The sequence below is a fragment of the Streptomyces sp. NPDC006283 genome, from assembly GCF_040613325.1.
Taxonomy (GTDB): domain Bacteria; phylum Actinomycetota; class Actinomycetes; order Streptomycetales; family Streptomycetaceae; genus Streptomyces.
The window spans coordinates 11,218-27,263 of sequence record NZ_JBEXRZ010000022.1; the positions used below are offsets into that span (position 1 = coordinate 11,218).

At 71.0% G+C, this 16,046-nt stretch carries 13 protein-coding genes; 4 read left to right on the forward strand and 9 right to left on the reverse strand.

Annotated features, from left to right (window positions below; translation table 11 throughout):
* Positions 1-41: 41 nt before the first annotated feature.
* The 3 genes from ABZ070_RS07565 (at position 42) to ABZ070_RS07575 (ending at position 4,405) form a co-directional block, all read left to right on the forward strand.
* Positions 42-803 carry an ABC transporter ATP-binding protein gene (locus ABZ070_RS07565; RefSeq protein WP_356630989.1) on the forward strand — a complete coding sequence of 254 codons (762 nt, stop codon included), beginning with the start codon at positions 42-44 and terminating at the stop codon, positions 801-803.
* Positions 800-3,661 (forward strand): ABC transporter permease, encoded by a 2,862-nt coding sequence (locus ABZ070_RS07570; RefSeq protein WP_356630991.1) that lies wholly within the window; start codon positions 800-802, stop codon positions 3,659-3,661. The genes ABZ070_RS07565 and ABZ070_RS07570 overlap by 4 nt, the downstream gene beginning before the upstream one ends.
* Before the next feature lie 201 nt (positions 3,662-3,862).
* Positions 3,863-4,405 carry a bacterial proteasome activator family protein gene (locus ABZ070_RS07575; protein ID WP_356630993.1) on the forward strand — a complete coding sequence of 181 codons (543 nt, stop codon included), beginning with the start codon at positions 3,863-3,865 and terminating at the stop codon, positions 4,403-4,405.
* Between the two features lie 198 nt (positions 4,406-4,603).
* Here ABZ070_RS07575 and ABZ070_RS07580 read toward each other — a convergent pair whose 3' ends face one another.
* The 7 genes from ABZ070_RS07580 to pdhA form a co-directional block, all read right to left on the reverse strand.
* A complete protein-coding gene (locus tag ABZ070_RS07580; RefSeq protein WP_356630995.1) occupies positions 4,604-5,593 on the reverse strand; it encodes an NAD(P)H-quinone oxidoreductase in 990 nt (329 codons plus the stop codon).
* Between the two features lie 10 nt (positions 5,594-5,603).
* Positions 5,604-6,659 (reverse strand): potassium channel family protein, encoded by a 1,056-nt coding sequence (locus tag ABZ070_RS07585; protein WP_356631050.1) that lies wholly within the window; start codon positions 6,657-6,659, stop codon positions 5,604-5,606.
* 20 nt (positions 6,660-6,679) lie between these two features.
* Positions 6,680-8,335: a molybdopterin-binding protein gene (locus ABZ070_RS07590; protein WP_356630997.1), complete on the reverse strand. Its 1,656-nt coding sequence runs from the start codon at positions 8,333-8,335 to the stop codon at positions 6,680-6,682.
* A gap of 128 nt (positions 8,336-8,463) precedes the next feature.
* Entirely contained in the window at positions 8,464-9,372 is a 909-nt protein-coding gene (locus tag ABZ070_RS07595; protein ID WP_356630999.1) for an NTP transferase domain-containing protein, read from the reverse strand.
* A gap of 126 nt (positions 9,373-9,498) precedes the next feature.
* Entirely contained in the window at positions 9,499-10,908 is a 1,410-nt protein-coding gene (locus ABZ070_RS07600) for a dihydrolipoamide acetyltransferase family protein (RefSeq protein ID WP_356631001.1), read from the reverse strand.
* Positions 10,908-11,912: an alpha-ketoacid dehydrogenase subunit beta gene (locus ABZ070_RS07605; protein ID WP_356631003.1), complete on the reverse strand. Its 1,005-nt coding sequence runs from the start codon at positions 11,910-11,912 to the stop codon at positions 10,908-10,910. Before ABZ070_RS07605 ends, ABZ070_RS07600 begins: the two co-directional genes overlap by 1 nt.
* The gene (gene pdhA, locus ABZ070_RS07610) at positions 11,909-13,051 is read right to left on the reverse strand and encodes a pyruvate dehydrogenase (acetyl-transferring) E1 component subunit alpha (RefSeq protein WP_356631005.1); all 1,143 of its coding nucleotides are present in this window, start codon (positions 13,049-13,051) and stop codon (positions 11,909-11,911) included. Before pdhA ends, ABZ070_RS07605 begins: the two co-directional genes overlap by 4 nt.
* Before the next feature lie 226 nt (positions 13,052-13,277).
* Here pdhA and ABZ070_RS07615 point away from each other — a divergent pair, with 226 nt between their 5' ends.
* Positions 13,278-13,817 carry an Lrp/AsnC family transcriptional regulator gene (locus tag ABZ070_RS07615; RefSeq protein WP_356631052.1) on the forward strand — a complete coding sequence of 180 codons (540 nt, stop codon included), beginning with the start codon at positions 13,278-13,280 and terminating at the stop codon, positions 13,815-13,817.
* A 19-nt stretch (positions 13,818-13,836) separates the two neighbouring features.
* On the opposite strand, the gene ABZ070_RS07620 is transcribed toward ABZ070_RS07615, so the two are convergent.
* Positions 13,837-14,442: a TetR/AcrR family transcriptional regulator gene (locus tag ABZ070_RS07620; RefSeq protein WP_356631007.1), complete on the reverse strand. Its 606-nt coding sequence runs from the start codon at positions 14,440-14,442 to the stop codon at positions 13,837-13,839.
* Positions 14,439-15,953, reverse strand: coding sequence for a 3-hydroxyacyl-CoA dehydrogenase (locus ABZ070_RS07625; RefSeq protein ID WP_356631009.1), 1,515 nt, complete (start codon positions 15,951-15,953; stop codon positions 14,439-14,441). Before ABZ070_RS07625 ends, ABZ070_RS07620 begins: the two co-directional genes overlap by 4 nt.
* Positions 15,954-16,046 lie beyond the last annotated feature (93 nt).

A 16,046-nucleotide genomic window follows, 5' to 3' on the forward strand; every position in this document is an offset into this window, starting at 1 on the left:
CCGCTCGTGTGTACGCGCCCGCCCAAGGGGGAGACCTACCCATGTCCGACCAGCTGTCACCGCAGCCCCAGTCGTCACAGCAACCTGTTCTGCAACTCCAGCAACTGAGCCGGATCCACGGCAGCGGCGCCACCGAGGTGCACGCCCTGCGCGGCGTCAACCTCGATGTGTTCCCCGGTGAACTCGTCGCCGTCATGGGGCCGTCCGGCTCCGGGAAGTCGACGCTGCTCACCATCGCGGGCGGCCTCGACACCCCGACCTCCGGACGGGTGATCGTCGAGAACACCGACATCACGACCGCCGACCGCAAGACGCTCGCAGCGCTGCGCCGCCGCAGCATCGGTTACGTCTTCCAGGACTACAACCTCATCCCGGCCCTCACCGCCGCGGAGAACATCGCCCTGCCGCGCGAGCTCGACGGCACGTCCGCCCGCAAGGCCCGCACCGAAGCCGTCGCCGCCCTCGAGGAGATGGACCTCGGTCACCTCGCCGACCGCTTCCCCGACGAGATGTCGGGCGGCCAGCAGCAGCGTGTGGCCATCGCCCGCGCCCTCGTCGGCGACCGCCGCCTCGTCCTCGCCGACGAACCGACCGGCGCCCTGGACTCCGAGACCGGCGAATCCGTGCTCGCCCTGCTGCGCTCGCGCTGTGACGCCGGTGCCGCCGGCATCCTCGTCACCCACGAGCCGCGCTTCGCGGCCTGGGCCGACCGCGTGGTGTTCCTGCGCGACGGCGCGGTCGTCGACCAGACCGTCCGCAGCCAGGCGGACTCCCTGCTCTCGGGCCAGGCGGCCGAGCTGTGACGAACTGGTACCACTCCTGGCGCGCCGCGATACGGATCGCGCGCCGTGACGCCTGGCGCTCCAAGGGACGCAGCTTCCTCGTCCTGGCCATGATCGCCCTGCCCATCCTCGGCGTGAGTGCCGCGGATCTGACCCTGCGCAGTGCAGAACTCTCCGCCGAGCAGAGCGTCCAGCGTTCCCTGGGCGCAGCCGACGGCAGGCTTTCCGACCCGTCCTTGGGCGGCATGCCCCTCATGCAGTCCCCGGACGGCGTGAACTACGACCCGGTCGGCGACTTCGAAGACAAGCCGTGGCCCGAGGGAAAGACGGACGTCACCAAGGCACTGCCCGCGGGCGCCAAGTCGCTCACCGACACGGTCGGTTCAGCGAAGCTCCGTACGGCACACGGGCTGCTGCACACGGAGATCCGCGAGCTGAAAGCCACGGACCCGATGGCCAAGGGCCTCTTGACCGTGACCGGCGGCCGTCTCCCGCAGAAGGCCGACGAGGTCGCCGCTACGGACCACTTCCTCGAGAGCAGCGGCCTGAAGGTGGGCTCCCAGCTCACGGCGCGCGGTTTCGACCGCGAATACCGCATCGTCGGCTCCTACGAGCTCCCCGGCGCACTGGACACCGACCAGGTCAACGCACTGCCCGGCGCACTGCTCGCGCCGCTCGACAAGGCGCTCAAGGCAGCAGACATGTCCGGCACCTCGCCCTCGACGACGCTGCTGGCGACCGTTCCGGGTGGTTTCACGTGGAACATGGTCAAGGACATCAACACCAAGGGTGTGATCGTCACTTCGCGTGCCGTGGCGCTCGACCCGCCGGCCGACTCCGAGGTGCCGCTCTTCCAGGAGGAAGGCTGGGGCAACTTCGAGGCGAGCACGGCCGCCAAGGCCGCCGCGCTCGCCGCCGCCGGCACCGTCGTCGGACTCGCGATGCTGGAGATCTGCCTGCTGGCCGGCCCCGCCTTCGCGGTCGGCGCCCGACGCTCGCGCCGCCAGCTCGGCCTGGTCGGAGCCAATGGCGGCGATCGCCGGCACATTCGCGCCATCGTCCTCGGCGGTGGTCTGGTGATCGGTGTCGCCGCCGCCGTCGTCGGCACGGTCCTCGGTCTGGCCCTCACCTACCTGCTGCAACCGGTCCTCGAGGACTACATGGGCAAGCGCTTCGGCGGCTTCGACGTGCGGCCGCTGGAGCTCCTCGGCATCGCGCTGCTCGCCGTGCTCACCGGCCTGCTCGCCGCGATCGTGCCCGCCGTCACCTCCTCGCGGCAGACCGTCCTGGCCTCCCTCACCGGCCGTCGAGGTGTGCGCAGGAGCAGCAGGGTCCTGCCCGTCATCGGCCTGATCGCGGTGACGATCGGTGCGGCGATCGCCCTGTACGGCTCCACGATGACCGACCAGTTCGTCGTCGTCGCGGGCGGCAGCGCCCTCGCGGAGCTGGGCGTGGTCGCGCTGACACCCGCGCTGGTGGGTCTGTTCGGGCGGGTCGGCCGCATTCTGCCGCTTTCTCCGCGGCTCGCACTGCGCGACGCGGTGCGCAACCGCGGACGCACGGCTCCCGCGGTGGCCGCGGTCCTGGCCGCGGTCGCCGGAACGGTGGCGGTGGCCACCTACGCGGCGAGCAGCGACGCCCAGGAGGCCGCCGCCTACGAGGCGCAGCTGCCGCACGGAGCGGTCTCCATGGTCATCGAGGAGGGCAGCGGGCGGGATGTGCCCCAGGTACGCGACACAGTGCAGAAACTTCTGCCGGTGGACGTTCGGGCGGACATCGACCGGATAGCCGTCGGAAGCCCCTCCTGCTCGCCGTACAGCGACGACAAGGCCTGCGGCAGGCTGGAGGTCGTGGTGCCGCTGAAGAACCAGTGCCCGCTGTGGGCCGTTGACCCGGCGAAGCCGGACGAGGACCCCTCGGCCAAGTTCAGCAAGGCCGAACGCCGCAAGCTGAACGACGACTGGCGATGCCGGCAGGGCGGTGGCGGCGGTGTCTACACCGAGGGCGGTGTGATCGTCGGCGACGCGAAGCTGCTCCAGGTGCTCGGGATCGACGATCCGGCCGCCGAGAAGGCACTGGCGGCCGGGCAGATCGTGTCCTTCGACAAGCGCAACATCAACGACAAGAGCAAGATCGACATCCAGCTGGTCACCGACACGGAGGCCGCCGACAGGGCCTTCGAGAAGGGCCAGAAGATCCCGGGCGAGATCAAGAGCTTCACCGCCCACCAGGTCGCCGCCACGGAGAACTCCTACGGTCTGCAGATGCTGCTCGCCCCTGCCGCGGCCAAGTCGGCGGGCCTCACCACCGTGCCGTTCGGCGCGTACTACTCGACCGACACGTTGCCGACCACGGAGCAGCAGCAACGGCTCGACGACGAGCTGGACAAGACCGGAACCGACGTCGCCCTCCATGTCGAGAAGGGCTACACCAGCGAGGCCAGCATCATCCTGCTGTCGCTGACGGTGTTCGCCGGGCTGATCACGATCGGTGCCGCCGGAATCGCCACAGGGCTCGCCCAGGCGGACGCGGAGGCGGACCTGAAGACGCTCGCCGCCGTCGGCGCGCCGCCGCGGGTACGCCGGACGCTCAGCGGCTTCCAGTGCGGGGTGGTGGCCGCGATGGGTGTGGTCCTCGGGTCGGCGGCGGGCGTGCTGCCTGCGGTCGGGCTGCGGCTCACGGAGGAGCGCCAGCAGATGGCCTGGTACGAGCAGGCCCTCGATGAGGGCTGGGGCGTGGGCGAGATGCCGCACGTGCCGATCGTCGTTCCCTGGGAGACGCTGGCGGCGCTGCTCGTCGCCGTTCCGGTGGGCGCCGCTCTGCTGGCCGCGCTGGTGACACGCTCCCGTGGGGCCCTCGCCCGGCGGGAGGCAACCTGATCGGAGTCGCCTCGGCGGGCGCGAGGCGACATGACCGGGGCCTCGGCGGTCGCCCCGGAGGCCGCCGACAACCGTGACCGCGATCGGTAAACGTCGCCCGATGGGTCAATGTCCAGCGGTTTTGTGCCCCCGTAGGAGGGTGGATCACTCTCCTACGGGGGCACACCGTGTTGTGACGCCCATGTACGAGAGAATGGCGGCATGGAGATGCCGAGGAATGAACGGTCGCAGGAGAGCCCCCACGTCCTCGTCGTGGGACAGGACGGGATGGCCCTCGGTCGCGGCGACGGTGACGACGAGTCGCGCGAGGTCCCGGTGACGGAAATGGTCGAACAGCCTGCGAAGGTCATGCGCATCGGCAGCATGATCAAGCAGCTGCTGGAAGAAGTGAGGGCGGCTCCTCTGGACGAGGCGAGCCGCGTCCGCCTCAAGGAGATCCACGCCGGCTCGGTCAAGGAGCTCGAGGACGGTCTCGCGCCCGAGCTCGTCGAGGAACTGGAACGCCTGTCCCTCCCCTTCACCGACGACGCGATTCCCTCCGAAGCGGAACTGCGCATTGCACAGGCGCAGTTGGTGGGCTGGCTCGAGGGTCTTTTCCACGGGATCCAGACGGCGTTGTTCGCCCAGCAGATGGCCGCGCGTGCGCAGCTGGAGCAGATGCGGCGCGCCCTGCCGGCCGGTGCGCCGCACGACGAGGACGAAGGCGGTCAGCACGGGGCGATCCGCTCCGGCCCGTACCTCTAGGGCCTCTCGTTTGGATTAGGCCGGATCTCTGACCGCCCGGCCCGGCGGGGCACCCGCGCTGCCGGGCACGTGCACCTACTTGTTGGACGCCTGGCGCTTACCGGACGCCCGGCGCCCAAGCCGAGGGCCCGGCCCACCGGACGGTGGACCGGGCCCTTGCACGTACGCGTGTGTTCCGCGCCGGACGAGGCGTGGTGCTCAGCCCTTGCCCGGGGCGGTCAGCAGCACTTTGCCCACATGGGCACCGGACTCCAGCGCGCGGTGCCCCTCCGCCGCTTCCTCCAGCGGCACCGTACGGTCCACGACAGCGCGCACCCGGCCCCCGCCGATCAACGGCCACACGTGTTCCCGCACGGCCGCCACAATCGCCGCCTTCTCGCCCAGCGGCCTGCCGCGCAGAGAGGTGGCCGTGACCGCGGCACGCTTCGCGAGCAGGGCGCCGAGGTTCAGCTCGCCCTTCACTCCGCCCTGGAGGCCGATGACGGCAAGTCGTCCGTTGACGGCCAGTGCCTTGACGTTCCGGTCCAGGTACTTGGCACCGACGATGTCGAGAATCACGTCCGCCCCGGCGCCGTCCGTCGCCTTGCGGATCTCCTCGACGAAGTCCTGCTCGCGATAGTCGATCAGGATGTCCGCACCCAGTTCGGCGCAGCGCGCGAGCTTGCCGGGCCCGCCCGCGGTCACGGCCACGCGGGCGCCCACGGCCTTGGCCAGCTGGATGGCCATGGTGCCGATACCGCTCGCACCGCCGTGCACCAGCAGTGTCTCGCCCGGACGGAGGTGGGCGATCATGAACACGTTCGACCACACCGTCGAGGTGACCTCGGGCAGCGCGGCGGCCGTCGTCAGATCCATGCCCTCCGGCACCGGCAGCAACTGACCTGCGGGTACGGCCACCTTCTCCGCGTAGCCGCCGCCCGCCAGCAGGGCGCACACCTCGTCGCCGACGGCCCAGCCGGAGACCCCGGGCCCGAGCGCCGCGATCCGGCCCGAGCATTCGAGGCCGGGGTAGGGGGACGAGCCGGGCGGGGGGTCGTAAAAACCCTGCCGTTGCAGCAGATCGGCGCGGTTCACCGCACTCGCCACGACATCGACGAGGACTTCGCCCTCGCCGGGTACGGGATCGGGCACCTCGGCCCAGACCAGGGCCTCGGGACCACCGGGCTCGGGAATCGTGATCGCATACATGGCGGCGAGGCTACTCCGCGCCGTTGCCGGAAGGGGTGTTCTCCGCGCGCACGATCGTGATGAGCCGGTCCGTGAGCTGCAGAGGACTGGCCGCCGGGTCGTCGTAGCCCAGCAGCCGATGGCCACGCAGCACGCTCACCACCAAGTCGTCCGTCTCCCGGACGCTGCGCCCCACTTCGGCCTTTATCACCGGGCGTTCGATGAGGTCGAGGCCGCTGCCCTGCTGGATCAGATCCTCCATCACCGTGCCTGCGCTGGGGCTGAGCACGGAGAGGCCCAGCAGCCGGCCGGCCGCGCCGGAACTGGTGATGACCGCATCCGCTCCGGACTGGCGCAGCAGCGGTGCGTTCTCCTCCTCACGGACCGCGGCGACGATCTTCGCGCCGCGGTTGAGCTGGCGGGCGGTGAGCGTGACCAGCACCGCCGTGTCGTCCCGCTGAGGGGCGATGACGACCTGACGGGCCTTCTGCAGCTCGGCACGGATGAGGACATCGCTTCTGGTCGCGTCACCGACCACTCCCACGAAGCCCTCCGCGTTGGCGGCGTCGATCACCTTGGCGCTCGGGTCGACCACCACGATCTGGTCCTTGCTCAACCCTGTGGCACAGAGAGTCTGCATCGCCGACCGTCCCTTCGTGCCGAAGCCGACGATGACGGTGTGCTCGCGCAAGTGGGACCTCCAGCGGTTCAGCCGCCACTCCTCCCGGGTGCGCTCCGTGAGGACCTCGAGAGTGGTGCCGACCAGGATGATGAGGAAGAGCACGCGCAGCGGGGTGATCAGCAGCACGTTGGTGAGCCGGGCCCCGTCGCTGTACGGAACGATGTCGCCGTAGCCGGTCGTGGAGAGCGTGACGGTCGCGTAGTAGAAGGCGTCGAGCAAGTCGACGGTCTTGTCCGAGTTGTCGTGGTAGCCCGCGCGGTCGGTCCAGACGATCAGCACGGTGATGGCGAGGACCATCAGCGCCATCAGCAGCCGCTTGCTCACCTGACGCAGCGGACGCTCGACAATGCGGCGGGGGAGCTTCACCCGGCCCGTGACGAGGAGTTCGTCGGCGTGGCGGGCCATGGCGTCCTGGCCGGGAAGTTTCACGTGAAACACCCTCCTTCGTCGTGCGAGGGTGCCCAGGGCGTCCAGGTGGCCCAGGGAAGGTCGAGGACCTCCAGCTCCTCTCCCGGCCGCGCACCGCCCGGCGGGACGACGGCAAGTCCGTCGGCAGCCGCCATCCCGCGCAGCATCGCCGGGCCGTTGTAGTGGAGCGGCAGCAGCTGGTCGTCCCGATGCACGAACGGGACGAGCCGGGTGTCGTACGGGTGGCCGTGCACCTCGTCACGTACCGGAACGCTGTACGGCTCGGCCGCGGGGCGCCCGGCGAGGCTGCGCAGCAGCGGCTCGGCCAGCGTCACGAGCCCTGACACGGCGGCGAGAGGGTTGCCGGGAAGCCCCACCAGGTGCCGCCCCGAGGCGAGTTCGGCCAGCAGCATCGGATGGCCGGGCCGTACGGCGACCTGATCGACCAGCAGGTGCGCACCCGCCTTCCGCAGGACCGGATGGACGTGATCGACAGGACCGGCTGCCGTACCTCCGGTGGTGATCACGACGTCGGCCTCGGAGGTGGTCACAGCCCGGTACAGCGCTTCGGCGTCGTCTCCGAGACGGCGAGTGGCCAGAACCTCGACTCCGAGCGCGCGCAGCCACGGGCCGATCATCGGGCCGAGCGCGTCACGGATCAAGCCGTCACGCGGGAGGGACGAGGTGAGCAATTCGTCGCCGAGTACGAGGACTTCGACACGGGGACGGGCGACGGTGACCAGCTCGTCGTATCCGGCGGCGGCGGCCAGCCCGAGCACCGGTGGGGTCACCAGAGCTGCTGCGGACAGCAGATGGTCCCCGGACCGGCACTCCTGGCCGCGCGGGCGGATGTCCTGACCGGGAGTCACCTCACGCTCGGCATGGAGCTGGTGCGTGGCTGCGTCCATGCGGGCGTGCTCGTTGCGGATCACGGCGGTGGTCTCCGGCGGAACACGGGCGCCCGTGGCGATCCGCACCGCCGTACCGTCGGGCAGCGGACGGGCGTCGCCATGCCCGGCGAGGATCGAACCGTCACTCTCCACCGTCCAGGGACCGGGACCCGCGACGGCCCAGCCGTCCATGGCGGAGGAGTCGAAGGAAGGCAGGTCGCACAAAGCGGTGAGCGGCTCGGCGAGGACCTGCCCGAGAGCTTCAGCCAGAGGAATGCGGTGCGTACGGGGCGCGGTGGTCCGGCCGATGCGAGCGGCGAGGGCCCGGGCGTCGAGCCACGGCGAGGCGTGGTGCCCACGGGCGGCGGGGCCGCCGGAGTGAGCAGGGGCGGTGCCCGCGGCATGGTCCTTCATCGGACGGATCAAGGCGAGCGCTTCGTCGACACCGTCCGACTCGCGAGTCCCCGCGGGCTCGGGGCCGCCATCGGCCGATCCGGAGCCGCCGACGGATTTGGAGCCGCCGGCCGATCCGGAGCAACCAGCTGATTGGGAGCCGCCGGCCGGCTGACCGCCGGGCCCTCGGGGGTCACGGTCCGCCCCCGAGGCGCTTTTCGAGCCGGGGGTGTTGCTCGCCCCGGAGGTGTTGGTCGCTCCTGGGGCGCCGTCCGCTCGGGAGCCACCGTCCGGCTCGAAGAGGCTGTCCGAGTCGAAGACGGTGTCCGGCCGGAAGGCACTGTCCGACTCCGAGACGTGGTCGGGCTCGAACAGACTGTCAGAGCTCACGACGCGGTCCGGTTCACAGGCGCCGCCCGGCCCCGGCTGTGCGAAGGGGGCCGGCGTAACAGGGGTGACCTGTGCCCGTTCGGCGCCCGCCGAGGACCCCGAGCCCGCCGCCCTGCGATCGTGACCGGTCATTCCGTTTCGGCCCCGCCGTTCGTGCCGGCCGCCGGATTCGCCGGCCCACCTGTGCCCGCCGACTGCTCGGCCTCTTCGGCCCAGCGCGCGGCCAGGGCGGCCGCCTTGCGGGCGGCCTCCGCGACAGCCTCGGGGCCGCCGTCGGCCTTGGCCGCCGCATAGCCCACCAGGAAGGTGGTGAGCGGTGCGGCGGGGCGTGCGACGCCGTGCGCGGCGTCGCGGGCGAGGTCGAGAAGGGCTCGGATGTCGACGTCCAACTCGATGCCGAGTTCGTCCTTGACTGCGGTGATCCATTCGTCCAGCACGTTCCCATGCTCCCTGATGCGGGCCCGGGCTGTGGAGATGTCCTCCCAGGTGTCGCAGTCGAAGGAGGCGAGGGGGTCGGTCTCGATCCGGGCCAGCTCCAGTTCCCGCGTCAGTAGACGCAATGGCAGCCCGGAAAGGCTCCCGAACTCGGATTGAAGGAGAGCAAGTTCACGTCGAAGGGGCTCGGCGCGGTAGGCGGCGACCAAGGGCTGCTCGCGACCGTCGGGGTCGGTCAGCACAACCGCCTCGCTGTCCTTGGCGGCGAGAGCCTCGATCAGTCGCCGTACCGTCCCCTCCTCGAGGAACGGAAGATCGGCCGACAGCACGAGGACAGCCTCAGCGCCTGTCTGCCGCACCCCCGCGCCGAGCGCGGCCAGCGGCCCGCCTCCGGGCGGGTCCTCGCGCGCCCACACCACGGGCCGGGCCGTGGGCCGCCGGCCGCCGACCACCACGGTCCGGCCGGCGCCCCGGCATGCGGCCAGCACACGGTCGAGCAGGGCTCGCCCGCCCACGCTCAGCCCGGGCTTGTCGGCCCCGCCCAGCCGCCTCGCGGCGCCTCCGGCGAGCACGATGGCGTCGTACGCGGTAGTCGCGGTCATTCCTGAAGTATGGTCCGCGACCCGCCGGGCGGGGAGCCCCGGTTCGATCTTCTCTTCGGCAGTGCCCTGCTTTCTTTTCGGCGGCGCCCGGCCTCTCGTCGGCCGGCCTGCTGTTCGGCGGCTGTCCTACAGGCTGCGCAGCAGCACCGAGGGGTGCTCGACGCAGTCGGCGACATACCTCAGGAATCCGCCCGCCGTGCCGCCGTCGCAGACGCGGTGGTCGAAGGTGAGCGAGAGCTGCACCACCTGGCGGACCGCCAGCTCGCCCGCGTGCACCCACGGCTTGGGCACGATCCTGCCCACCCCGAGCATCGCGGCTTCCGGGTGGTTGATGATCGGCGTGGAGCCGTCGACGCCGAACACGCCGTAGTTGTTCAGCGTGAACGTGCCGCCCGTCAGGTCCGCCGGGGTCAGGGCCCCCTGTCGGGCGGCCTCGGTGAGCCGCGCGAACTCGGCGGTCAGCGACTCCGCCGACCGGTTGTGCGCATCCTTCACGACGGGGACGACCAGTCCCCGCTCGGTCTGGGCCGCGAACCCGAGGTGCACCTCGGGCAGTCGCACGATCTCCCGGGCGTCCATGTCCACCGTGGAGTTGAGCTCCGGGTGGCGGGCGAGGGCTGCCGTGCAGATACGGGCCATCAGGGCGATCAGCGAGATCTTTGGCCCCCCGGCGGCGTTCATCGCGGCCCTGGCGGCCATCAGTTCGGTCGCGTCGGCATCGACCCAACACGTGGCGTCCGGGATCTCACGCCGACTGCGGGACAGCTTGTCGGCGACGGCCCCGCGTACGCCGCGCAGCGGGACCCGCTCGGCGAGCGGTGTCGCGGCAGCGGCCGCAGACAGTGCGGCAGGAGCCGGGGCGACCGTCGACGGCACCTCGGGAGCGCGCAGGGCTCGCTCGACGTCCGCCCGCAGAATCAGACCGTCGGGCCCTGAGCCGGCCAGCGCGCGCAGGTCGACACCGTGCTCACGGGCGAGCTTGCGGACGAGCGGCGAGATGACGGCCACAGGGCCGGTTGCGGCCTTGTCGGCGGGGGCGGCTGCCGCGACACCGTTGGCGGCAGCGGGGGCAGTGGTGGCAGGGGAAGAAGCCGACGCGCTCGGCCGCGCCTGCTCAGCCGCGGCAGGCGCCGCAGCCGAAGCAGAACCGGGCGCCACCGGGCGGATACGACGCCGCCGCGCCGCGGGCGCGCCGGTTCCGTAGCCCACCAGGACGTTGCCGGAGGACTCTGCGGACGGGTCCGCCCCGGCGCTTTTGGCGGTGTCCGAAACCGCTCCGGCAGAATCCGCCGCGCCCACCGCGACAGTGAGCAGCGGTGCCCCGACGGGCAGCTCGGTGCCCTCCTCGCCGAAGCGGGCGGTCACCACGCCGCCGTACGGGCAGGGCACCTCCACCATGGCCTTGGCCGTCTCGACCTCGACGACGGGCTGGTCGATCGCCACGACATCGCCCACGGACACCAGCCAGCGGACGATCTCGGCCTCGGTCAGCCCTTCCCCGAGGTCGGGAAGCTTGAATTCCAGCACCTGAGCCATCAGCTCCCCGCCTCCCACTGAAGCCGCGCCACCGCATCCAGCACACGGTCCACGCCCGGCAGGTGATGCCGCTCCAGCATCGGCGGCGGATACGGGATGTCGAACCCGGCGACCCGCAGCACCGGCGCCTCCAGATGATGGAAGCAGCGCTCGGTCACGCGTGCGGCGATCTCCCCTCCGGGACCGCCGAAACCGGTCGACTCATGGACGACGACCGCACGTCCCGTGCGCCGCACCGACGCGCAGACCGTCTCGTCGTCGAACGGCACCAGCGAGCGCAGGTCGACGACTTCCAGGTCCCAGCCCTCTGCCGCCGCAGCCTCGGCTGCCTCCATGCACACCGGCACGGACGGGCCGTAGGTGATGAGAGTGGCGCTGCGCCCCGGGCGGCGGACGACGGCCCGGCCGATCGGCTCCACCGCGGCAGGCGCCGCGGGCGACCAGTCCGCCTTGGACCAGTACAGCCGCTTCGGCTCGAGGAAGACCACGGGGTCGTCGGAGGCGATGGAGGCGCGCAGCAGTCCGTAAGCGTCCTCGACCGTCGCGGGGGTCACGACATGCAGGCCCGGGGTCGCCATGTAGTACGCCTCGGAGGAGTCGCTGTGGTGCTCGACGCCACCGATTCCACCGCCGTACGGCACCCGGACGGTGATCGGCAGCGGCATGCCGCCCCTGGTGCGATTGCGCATGCGGGCGACATGGCTGATCAGCTGCTCGAACGCCGGGTAGGCGAAGGCGTCGAACTGCATCTCCACGACCGGGCGCAGGCCGTACATCGCCATGCCCACGGCGGTGCCGAGAATGCCCGCCTCGGCCAGTGGTGTGTCCGTGCAACGGTCCTCGCCGAACTCCTTGGCGAGACCGTCGGTGACCCGGAAGACGCCGCCGAGGGTGCCGACGTCCTCCCCCATGACATGGACGGACGGGTCGTCGGCCATCGCGTCGCGCATAGCGCGTTGCAGGGCCTGTGCCATGGTTGCGGGCTTCACCGCGGCCGTGGTCATCGTGCCTCTTCCTCAGCGTCCAGCTCGGCCCGGAGCAGCGCCGCCTGCTCGCGCAGCTGCGTGGTCTGCCGGGCGTAGACGTGTTCGAACAGATCCATCGGGTCGAGCACCGGGTCGGCGTTCATCCGCCGGCGCAGGTCCGCGGCCATCTCTTCCGCCGCTTGGGCGGCGGACTGCCTGCGGTCGTCGTCGAGCAGCCCTCGCTCCGTCAACTCCCTCTCCAGCAGCTGAATCGGGTCGTGCGCGCGCCAGACGTCGACCTCGCTGTCCTCGCGGTAGCGGGTGGCGTCGTCGGCGTTCGTATGGGCGTCCATGCGGTACGTGACGGCCTCGATCAGCGTCGGGCCGCCGCCGCGCCTGGCGCGGGCCACGGCCTCACCGAGCACCTCGTGCACCGCGACCGCGTCGTTGCCGTCGACGAGGCGGCCGGGCATGCCGTACCCCACGGCCTTGTGGGCCAGGGAGGGCGCGGCCGTCTGCTTGGCCAGCGGGACGGAGATGGCGAAGCCGTTGTTCTGCACGAGGAAGACCACCGGCGCGTTCCACACGGCCGCGAAGTTCAGCGCCTCGTGGAAGTCGCCCTCGCTGGTGCCGCCGTCGCCGATCATGGCGAGGGCGACCACGTCGTCGCCCTTGAGCCGGGCGGCGTGCGCCAGGCCCACGGCATGGGGCAGCTGGGTGGCCAGGGGGGTGCACAGCGGCGCGATGCGGTGCTCGTGCGGGTCGTACCCGGTGTGCCAGTCGCCGCGCAGCAGTGTCAGGGCCTGGACGGGGTCCAGGCCGCGCGCCACGGCGGCGAGGGTGTCGCGATAGCTCGGGAAGAGCCAGTCGCGCTCCTCGAGCGCCAGCGCAGCGCCCACCTCGCACGCCTCCTGCCCGGTGCTCGACGGGTAGACGGCGAGCCGGCCCTGCTTGGTGAGCGCCGTCGCCTGTGCGTTGTAGCGGCGGCCGCGCACCAGCTCGGCGTACAGCCGAAGCAGCAGCTCGGGGTCGGCCGCGGCGGCGGCTTCCGTGCCGAGCACGCGATAGGGCTCCGGGTCCGGAAGCAGGGGCGCGGGGTCGGTACGCGGCTGCCACGCGGGGGGCGGTGTGGGCCGGTAGGCGGCGGCAGCGGAACCGGGCAGCTCCTGAACCGTCATGCTGCTTTTTCTCAACGCGAGCACCTCCTCGTGCGAGCGACGACGAAAGCGATGAAGAAACGGGTCGGAGGCGCACGTGTGTGGCGCGCCTCACCTACCGATTGTTCGGTCGTGGGCGCATTTTGGCTACAGGCGCGGGCAGCCTGTGGACAAACGGTTCTCCACAGCATGAGATGGAGACAGGTCGTCCATGCCAGGAAGGTGGGGGGACGTGGCTGCTGAACAAATGGCCGACGGCGGGGACCGCGCCGGGCAAACGCCTCCGGCGCGCCCACTGGATGCCATCGACCGCGACATCCTCCGCATGCTCCAGACGGACGGGCGCGCTTCCATCCGTTCCGTGGCGGAGCGGGTGCACGTCTCCCGTGCCAACGCGTACGCCCGGATCAACCGGCTCATCGACGACGGTGTGATCCGGGGCTTCAGCGCGCGGGTCAATCACGAGCGGGCAGGCCAGGGCGCCTCCGCCTACATCACGCTCAAGATCGTCCAGAACTCCTGGCGGACCGTCCGGGAGCAGTTGCAGGCCTTGCCGGGCGCGGCCCACATCGCGCTGGTCAGCGGGGACTTCGACGTCCTGCTACTGGTGCACACACCCGACAACCGCACTCTGCGCGAACTGGTCCTGACCAGGCTCCAGGCCATCCCCGAGGTGCTGTCAACCCGGACGCTGCTGGTCTTCGAGGAGACGGACCTGGACCCGGTGGCGGGGCAGGGTGCGGCGGCTCCGGCGCAGCGCACGGCTCAGGAGACGGACGAGCTGTGACTCCCTGCCGGCCGGGCGCTCAGGCAGCCCGGTCAGGGCTGGTCCGCAGCCCGTCGAAGGCGAGCCGGACGACCGTCTCCGCCACCTGGTCCCCGTCGTAGCCGCCACCGGGATGCGGGCGGTACCACTCGACCAGTGAGTTCACCATGCCGAAGAGCAGCCGGGTCGCCAGCCGGATGTCCACGTCGGCCCGGAGATCGCCGTCCGCGGCGGCCGCCTTCAGCAGATCGGCCACCCGCTGGTCGAACTCACGACGCCGCTCCAGCGCCCACCGCTCGGTCTTTGTGTTGCCTCTCACCCGGAGCAGCAGCGTCACATGGGGCAGCTCGGCCACCAGCACCTCGACGGTGCGCCGGGTGACGTACTCCACCCGCTCGATGGCTCGTCCCCGCTGGGCACCGCTCTCGTCCAGGATCGCGAACAAGGCGTCCAGCGCACGGCTGACGGCACGCCGGAGCAGCTCCTCCTTGCCGGAGACATGGTGGTAGATCGAGGACTTGGAGATCCCGGCCGCCTTGGACAGATGCTCCATGGACGTACCGTCGTAGCCGCGCTCGTTGAAGATCTGCACGGCGACGGTCAACAGCGTCTCCGGCGTATAGGTGTCGCGCTTTGCGGTGGTCATGAGGCGTCCTCACCCTCCGCGCCGGCGAGCGAGTGCTGGAACAGCGCGAGGCTGGGCGCGTAACGGCCGGTGGGACAGCGGCCGTGCAGCAGATCCAGCAGGTCGTGGGCCCAGCCGGCGGGGAGCTTGCGACTCCATTCCACCGGTCCCTGCGGGTAGTTGACCCCCAGGCGCATCGCTGTGTCGATGTCCGCCTCGCTGACGACGCGCTTCGCCGCCGCGTCGACGGCGACGTCGATCAGCATCGCGACCGTACGCGCGACGATCATGCCGGGCACGTCGGGGATGACGCTCACCTTCTTGCCGAGCGCCTGGAAGAGGCCGGTCGCCTGGGCGAGCGTGTGGGCCGGGACGTCGTGCGCGGCGGACAGCGCGATCCGGGTCGCGGACCGGTAGTCGAGAGCAAGATCGAAGTAGACGACGTCACGGAACTCCGCGGACAGCTGCCCGTCCGCGAGCACCAGCTGACCACCGCTGGGCAGTACCAGGCGCGTCCCGGCGTCCTCGCCCTCCTGCCGCACCTCGATACCGGCTTCGCGGATCATGTCGACCAGTGCGCCTGCGGGCTCGAGATCGCCCTCGATCACGACGTACTCGGGTGCGTCCTGCGGCTCTGCGGTGTGCGGCTCGGGCTTCGCGGCGCCCTCCTCGTAGGAGAACCAGCCACGTCCGGACTTACGGCCGAGACGGCGGGACTCGACCAGACGGCGCTGCGCAAGGGAGGGCAGGAATTTGGGGCTGTGGAAGAAGGACTCCCAGACCGAACGGGTCACGGCCTCGTTCACGTCCTGGCCGATCAGGTCCGTGAGCTCGAAGGGGCCCATCTTGAATCCGCCGGACTCCCGCAGGATCGCGTCGACGGTCGCCGGGTCGACGCCGTGCTCCTCGTGCACCGCGAAGGCCTCCGCATAGAAGGGCCGGGCTATGCGGTTGACGATGAAGCCTGGGGTGTCGGCGCAGCGCACCGGTGTCTTCCCCCAGGCCAGAACGGTCGCGTAGGCCCTCTCTGCGGCGTCGCCCTCGGTGGCATGGCCGCTGACGACCTCGACGAGAGGCAGAAGCGGCGCGGGGTTGAAGAAGTGCAGGCCGACGAAGCGGCCAGGGTTCCGCAGTGCTCCCGCGACGGCGGTGACGGACAGGGAGGAGGTGTTCGTGGCGAGCAGGCACTCGTCGGCGACTGTCTTCTCCAGCTCCGTGAACAGCTCCTGCTTGACCGTGAGCTGTTCCAGAACCGCCTCGACGACGAGCGCCGCGTCGGCGAGCTCCGCGAGGTCCGTGGCCGGCAGGAGCCTGGCACGCGCGGCGTCCCGCTCGGCGGGCGCCATGCGCCCCTTCTCGACGAGCCGGTCCAAGCGAGCGCCGATCGCGGCCGCGGCCTCGTCCGCACGCCCGGGAACGGCGTCGTGGAGACGCACGGGATGGCCTGCGACCAGGGCGACCTGCGCGATTCCCTGGCCCATGGTTCCGGTGCCGACGACGGCGACGGTACGACTCGTATCGATGGCGGTCATGGAGGCGATCCTCCCCGATGAGTTGTCCACAGGTTCGACAGGCCCCCTTGTACCGACCGATCGTTCGGTTACTCTAACTCTGTCATTCCTCCC

What these genes read in the sequence shown, in the direction of transcription:
- ABZ070_RS07565 (WP_356630989.1), top strand. Translation starts at nt 42, where the DNA reads ATGTCCGACCAGCTGTCACCGCAGCCCCAGTCGTCACAGCAACCTGTT.
- ABZ070_RS07575 (WP_356630993.1), top strand. Translation starts at nt 3,863, where the DNA reads ATGGAGATGCCGAGGAATGAACGGTCGCAGGAGAGCCCCCACGTCCTC.
- ABZ070_RS07580 (WP_356630995.1), bottom strand. Translation starts at nt 5,593, where the DNA reads ATGTATGCGATCACGATTCCCGAGCCCGGTGGTCCCGAGGCCCTGGTC.
- ABZ070_RS07585 (WP_356631050.1), bottom strand. Translation starts at nt 6,659, where the DNA reads ATGGCCCGCCACGCCGACGAACTCCTCGTCACGGGCCGGGTGAAGCTC.
- ABZ070_RS07595 (WP_356630999.1), bottom strand. Translation starts at nt 9,372, where the DNA reads ATGACCGCGACTACCGCGTACGACGCCATCGTGCTCGCCGGAGGCGCC.
- ABZ070_RS07600 (WP_356631001.1), bottom strand. Translation starts at nt 10,908, where the DNA reads ATGGCTCAGGTGCTGGAATTCAAGCTTCCCGACCTCGGGGAAGGGCTG.
- ABZ070_RS07605 (WP_356631003.1), bottom strand. Translation starts at nt 11,912, where the DNA reads ATGACCACGGCCGCGGTGAAGCCCGCAACCATGGCACAGGCCCTGCAA.
- pdhA (WP_356631005.1), bottom strand. Translation starts at nt 13,051, where the DNA reads ATGACGGTTCAGGAGCTGCCCGGTTCCGCTGCCGCCGCCTACCGGCCC.
- ABZ070_RS07615 (WP_356631052.1), top strand. Translation starts at nt 13,278, where the DNA reads ATGGCCGACGGCGGGGACCGCGCCGGGCAAACGCCTCCGGCGCGCCCA.
- ABZ070_RS07620 (WP_356631007.1), bottom strand. Translation starts at nt 14,442, where the DNA reads ATGACCACCGCAAAGCGCGACACCTATACGCCGGAGACGCTGTTGACC.
- ABZ070_RS07625 (WP_356631009.1), bottom strand. Translation starts at nt 15,953, where the DNA reads ATGACCGCCATCGATACGAGTCGTACCGTCGCCGTCGTCGGCACCGGA.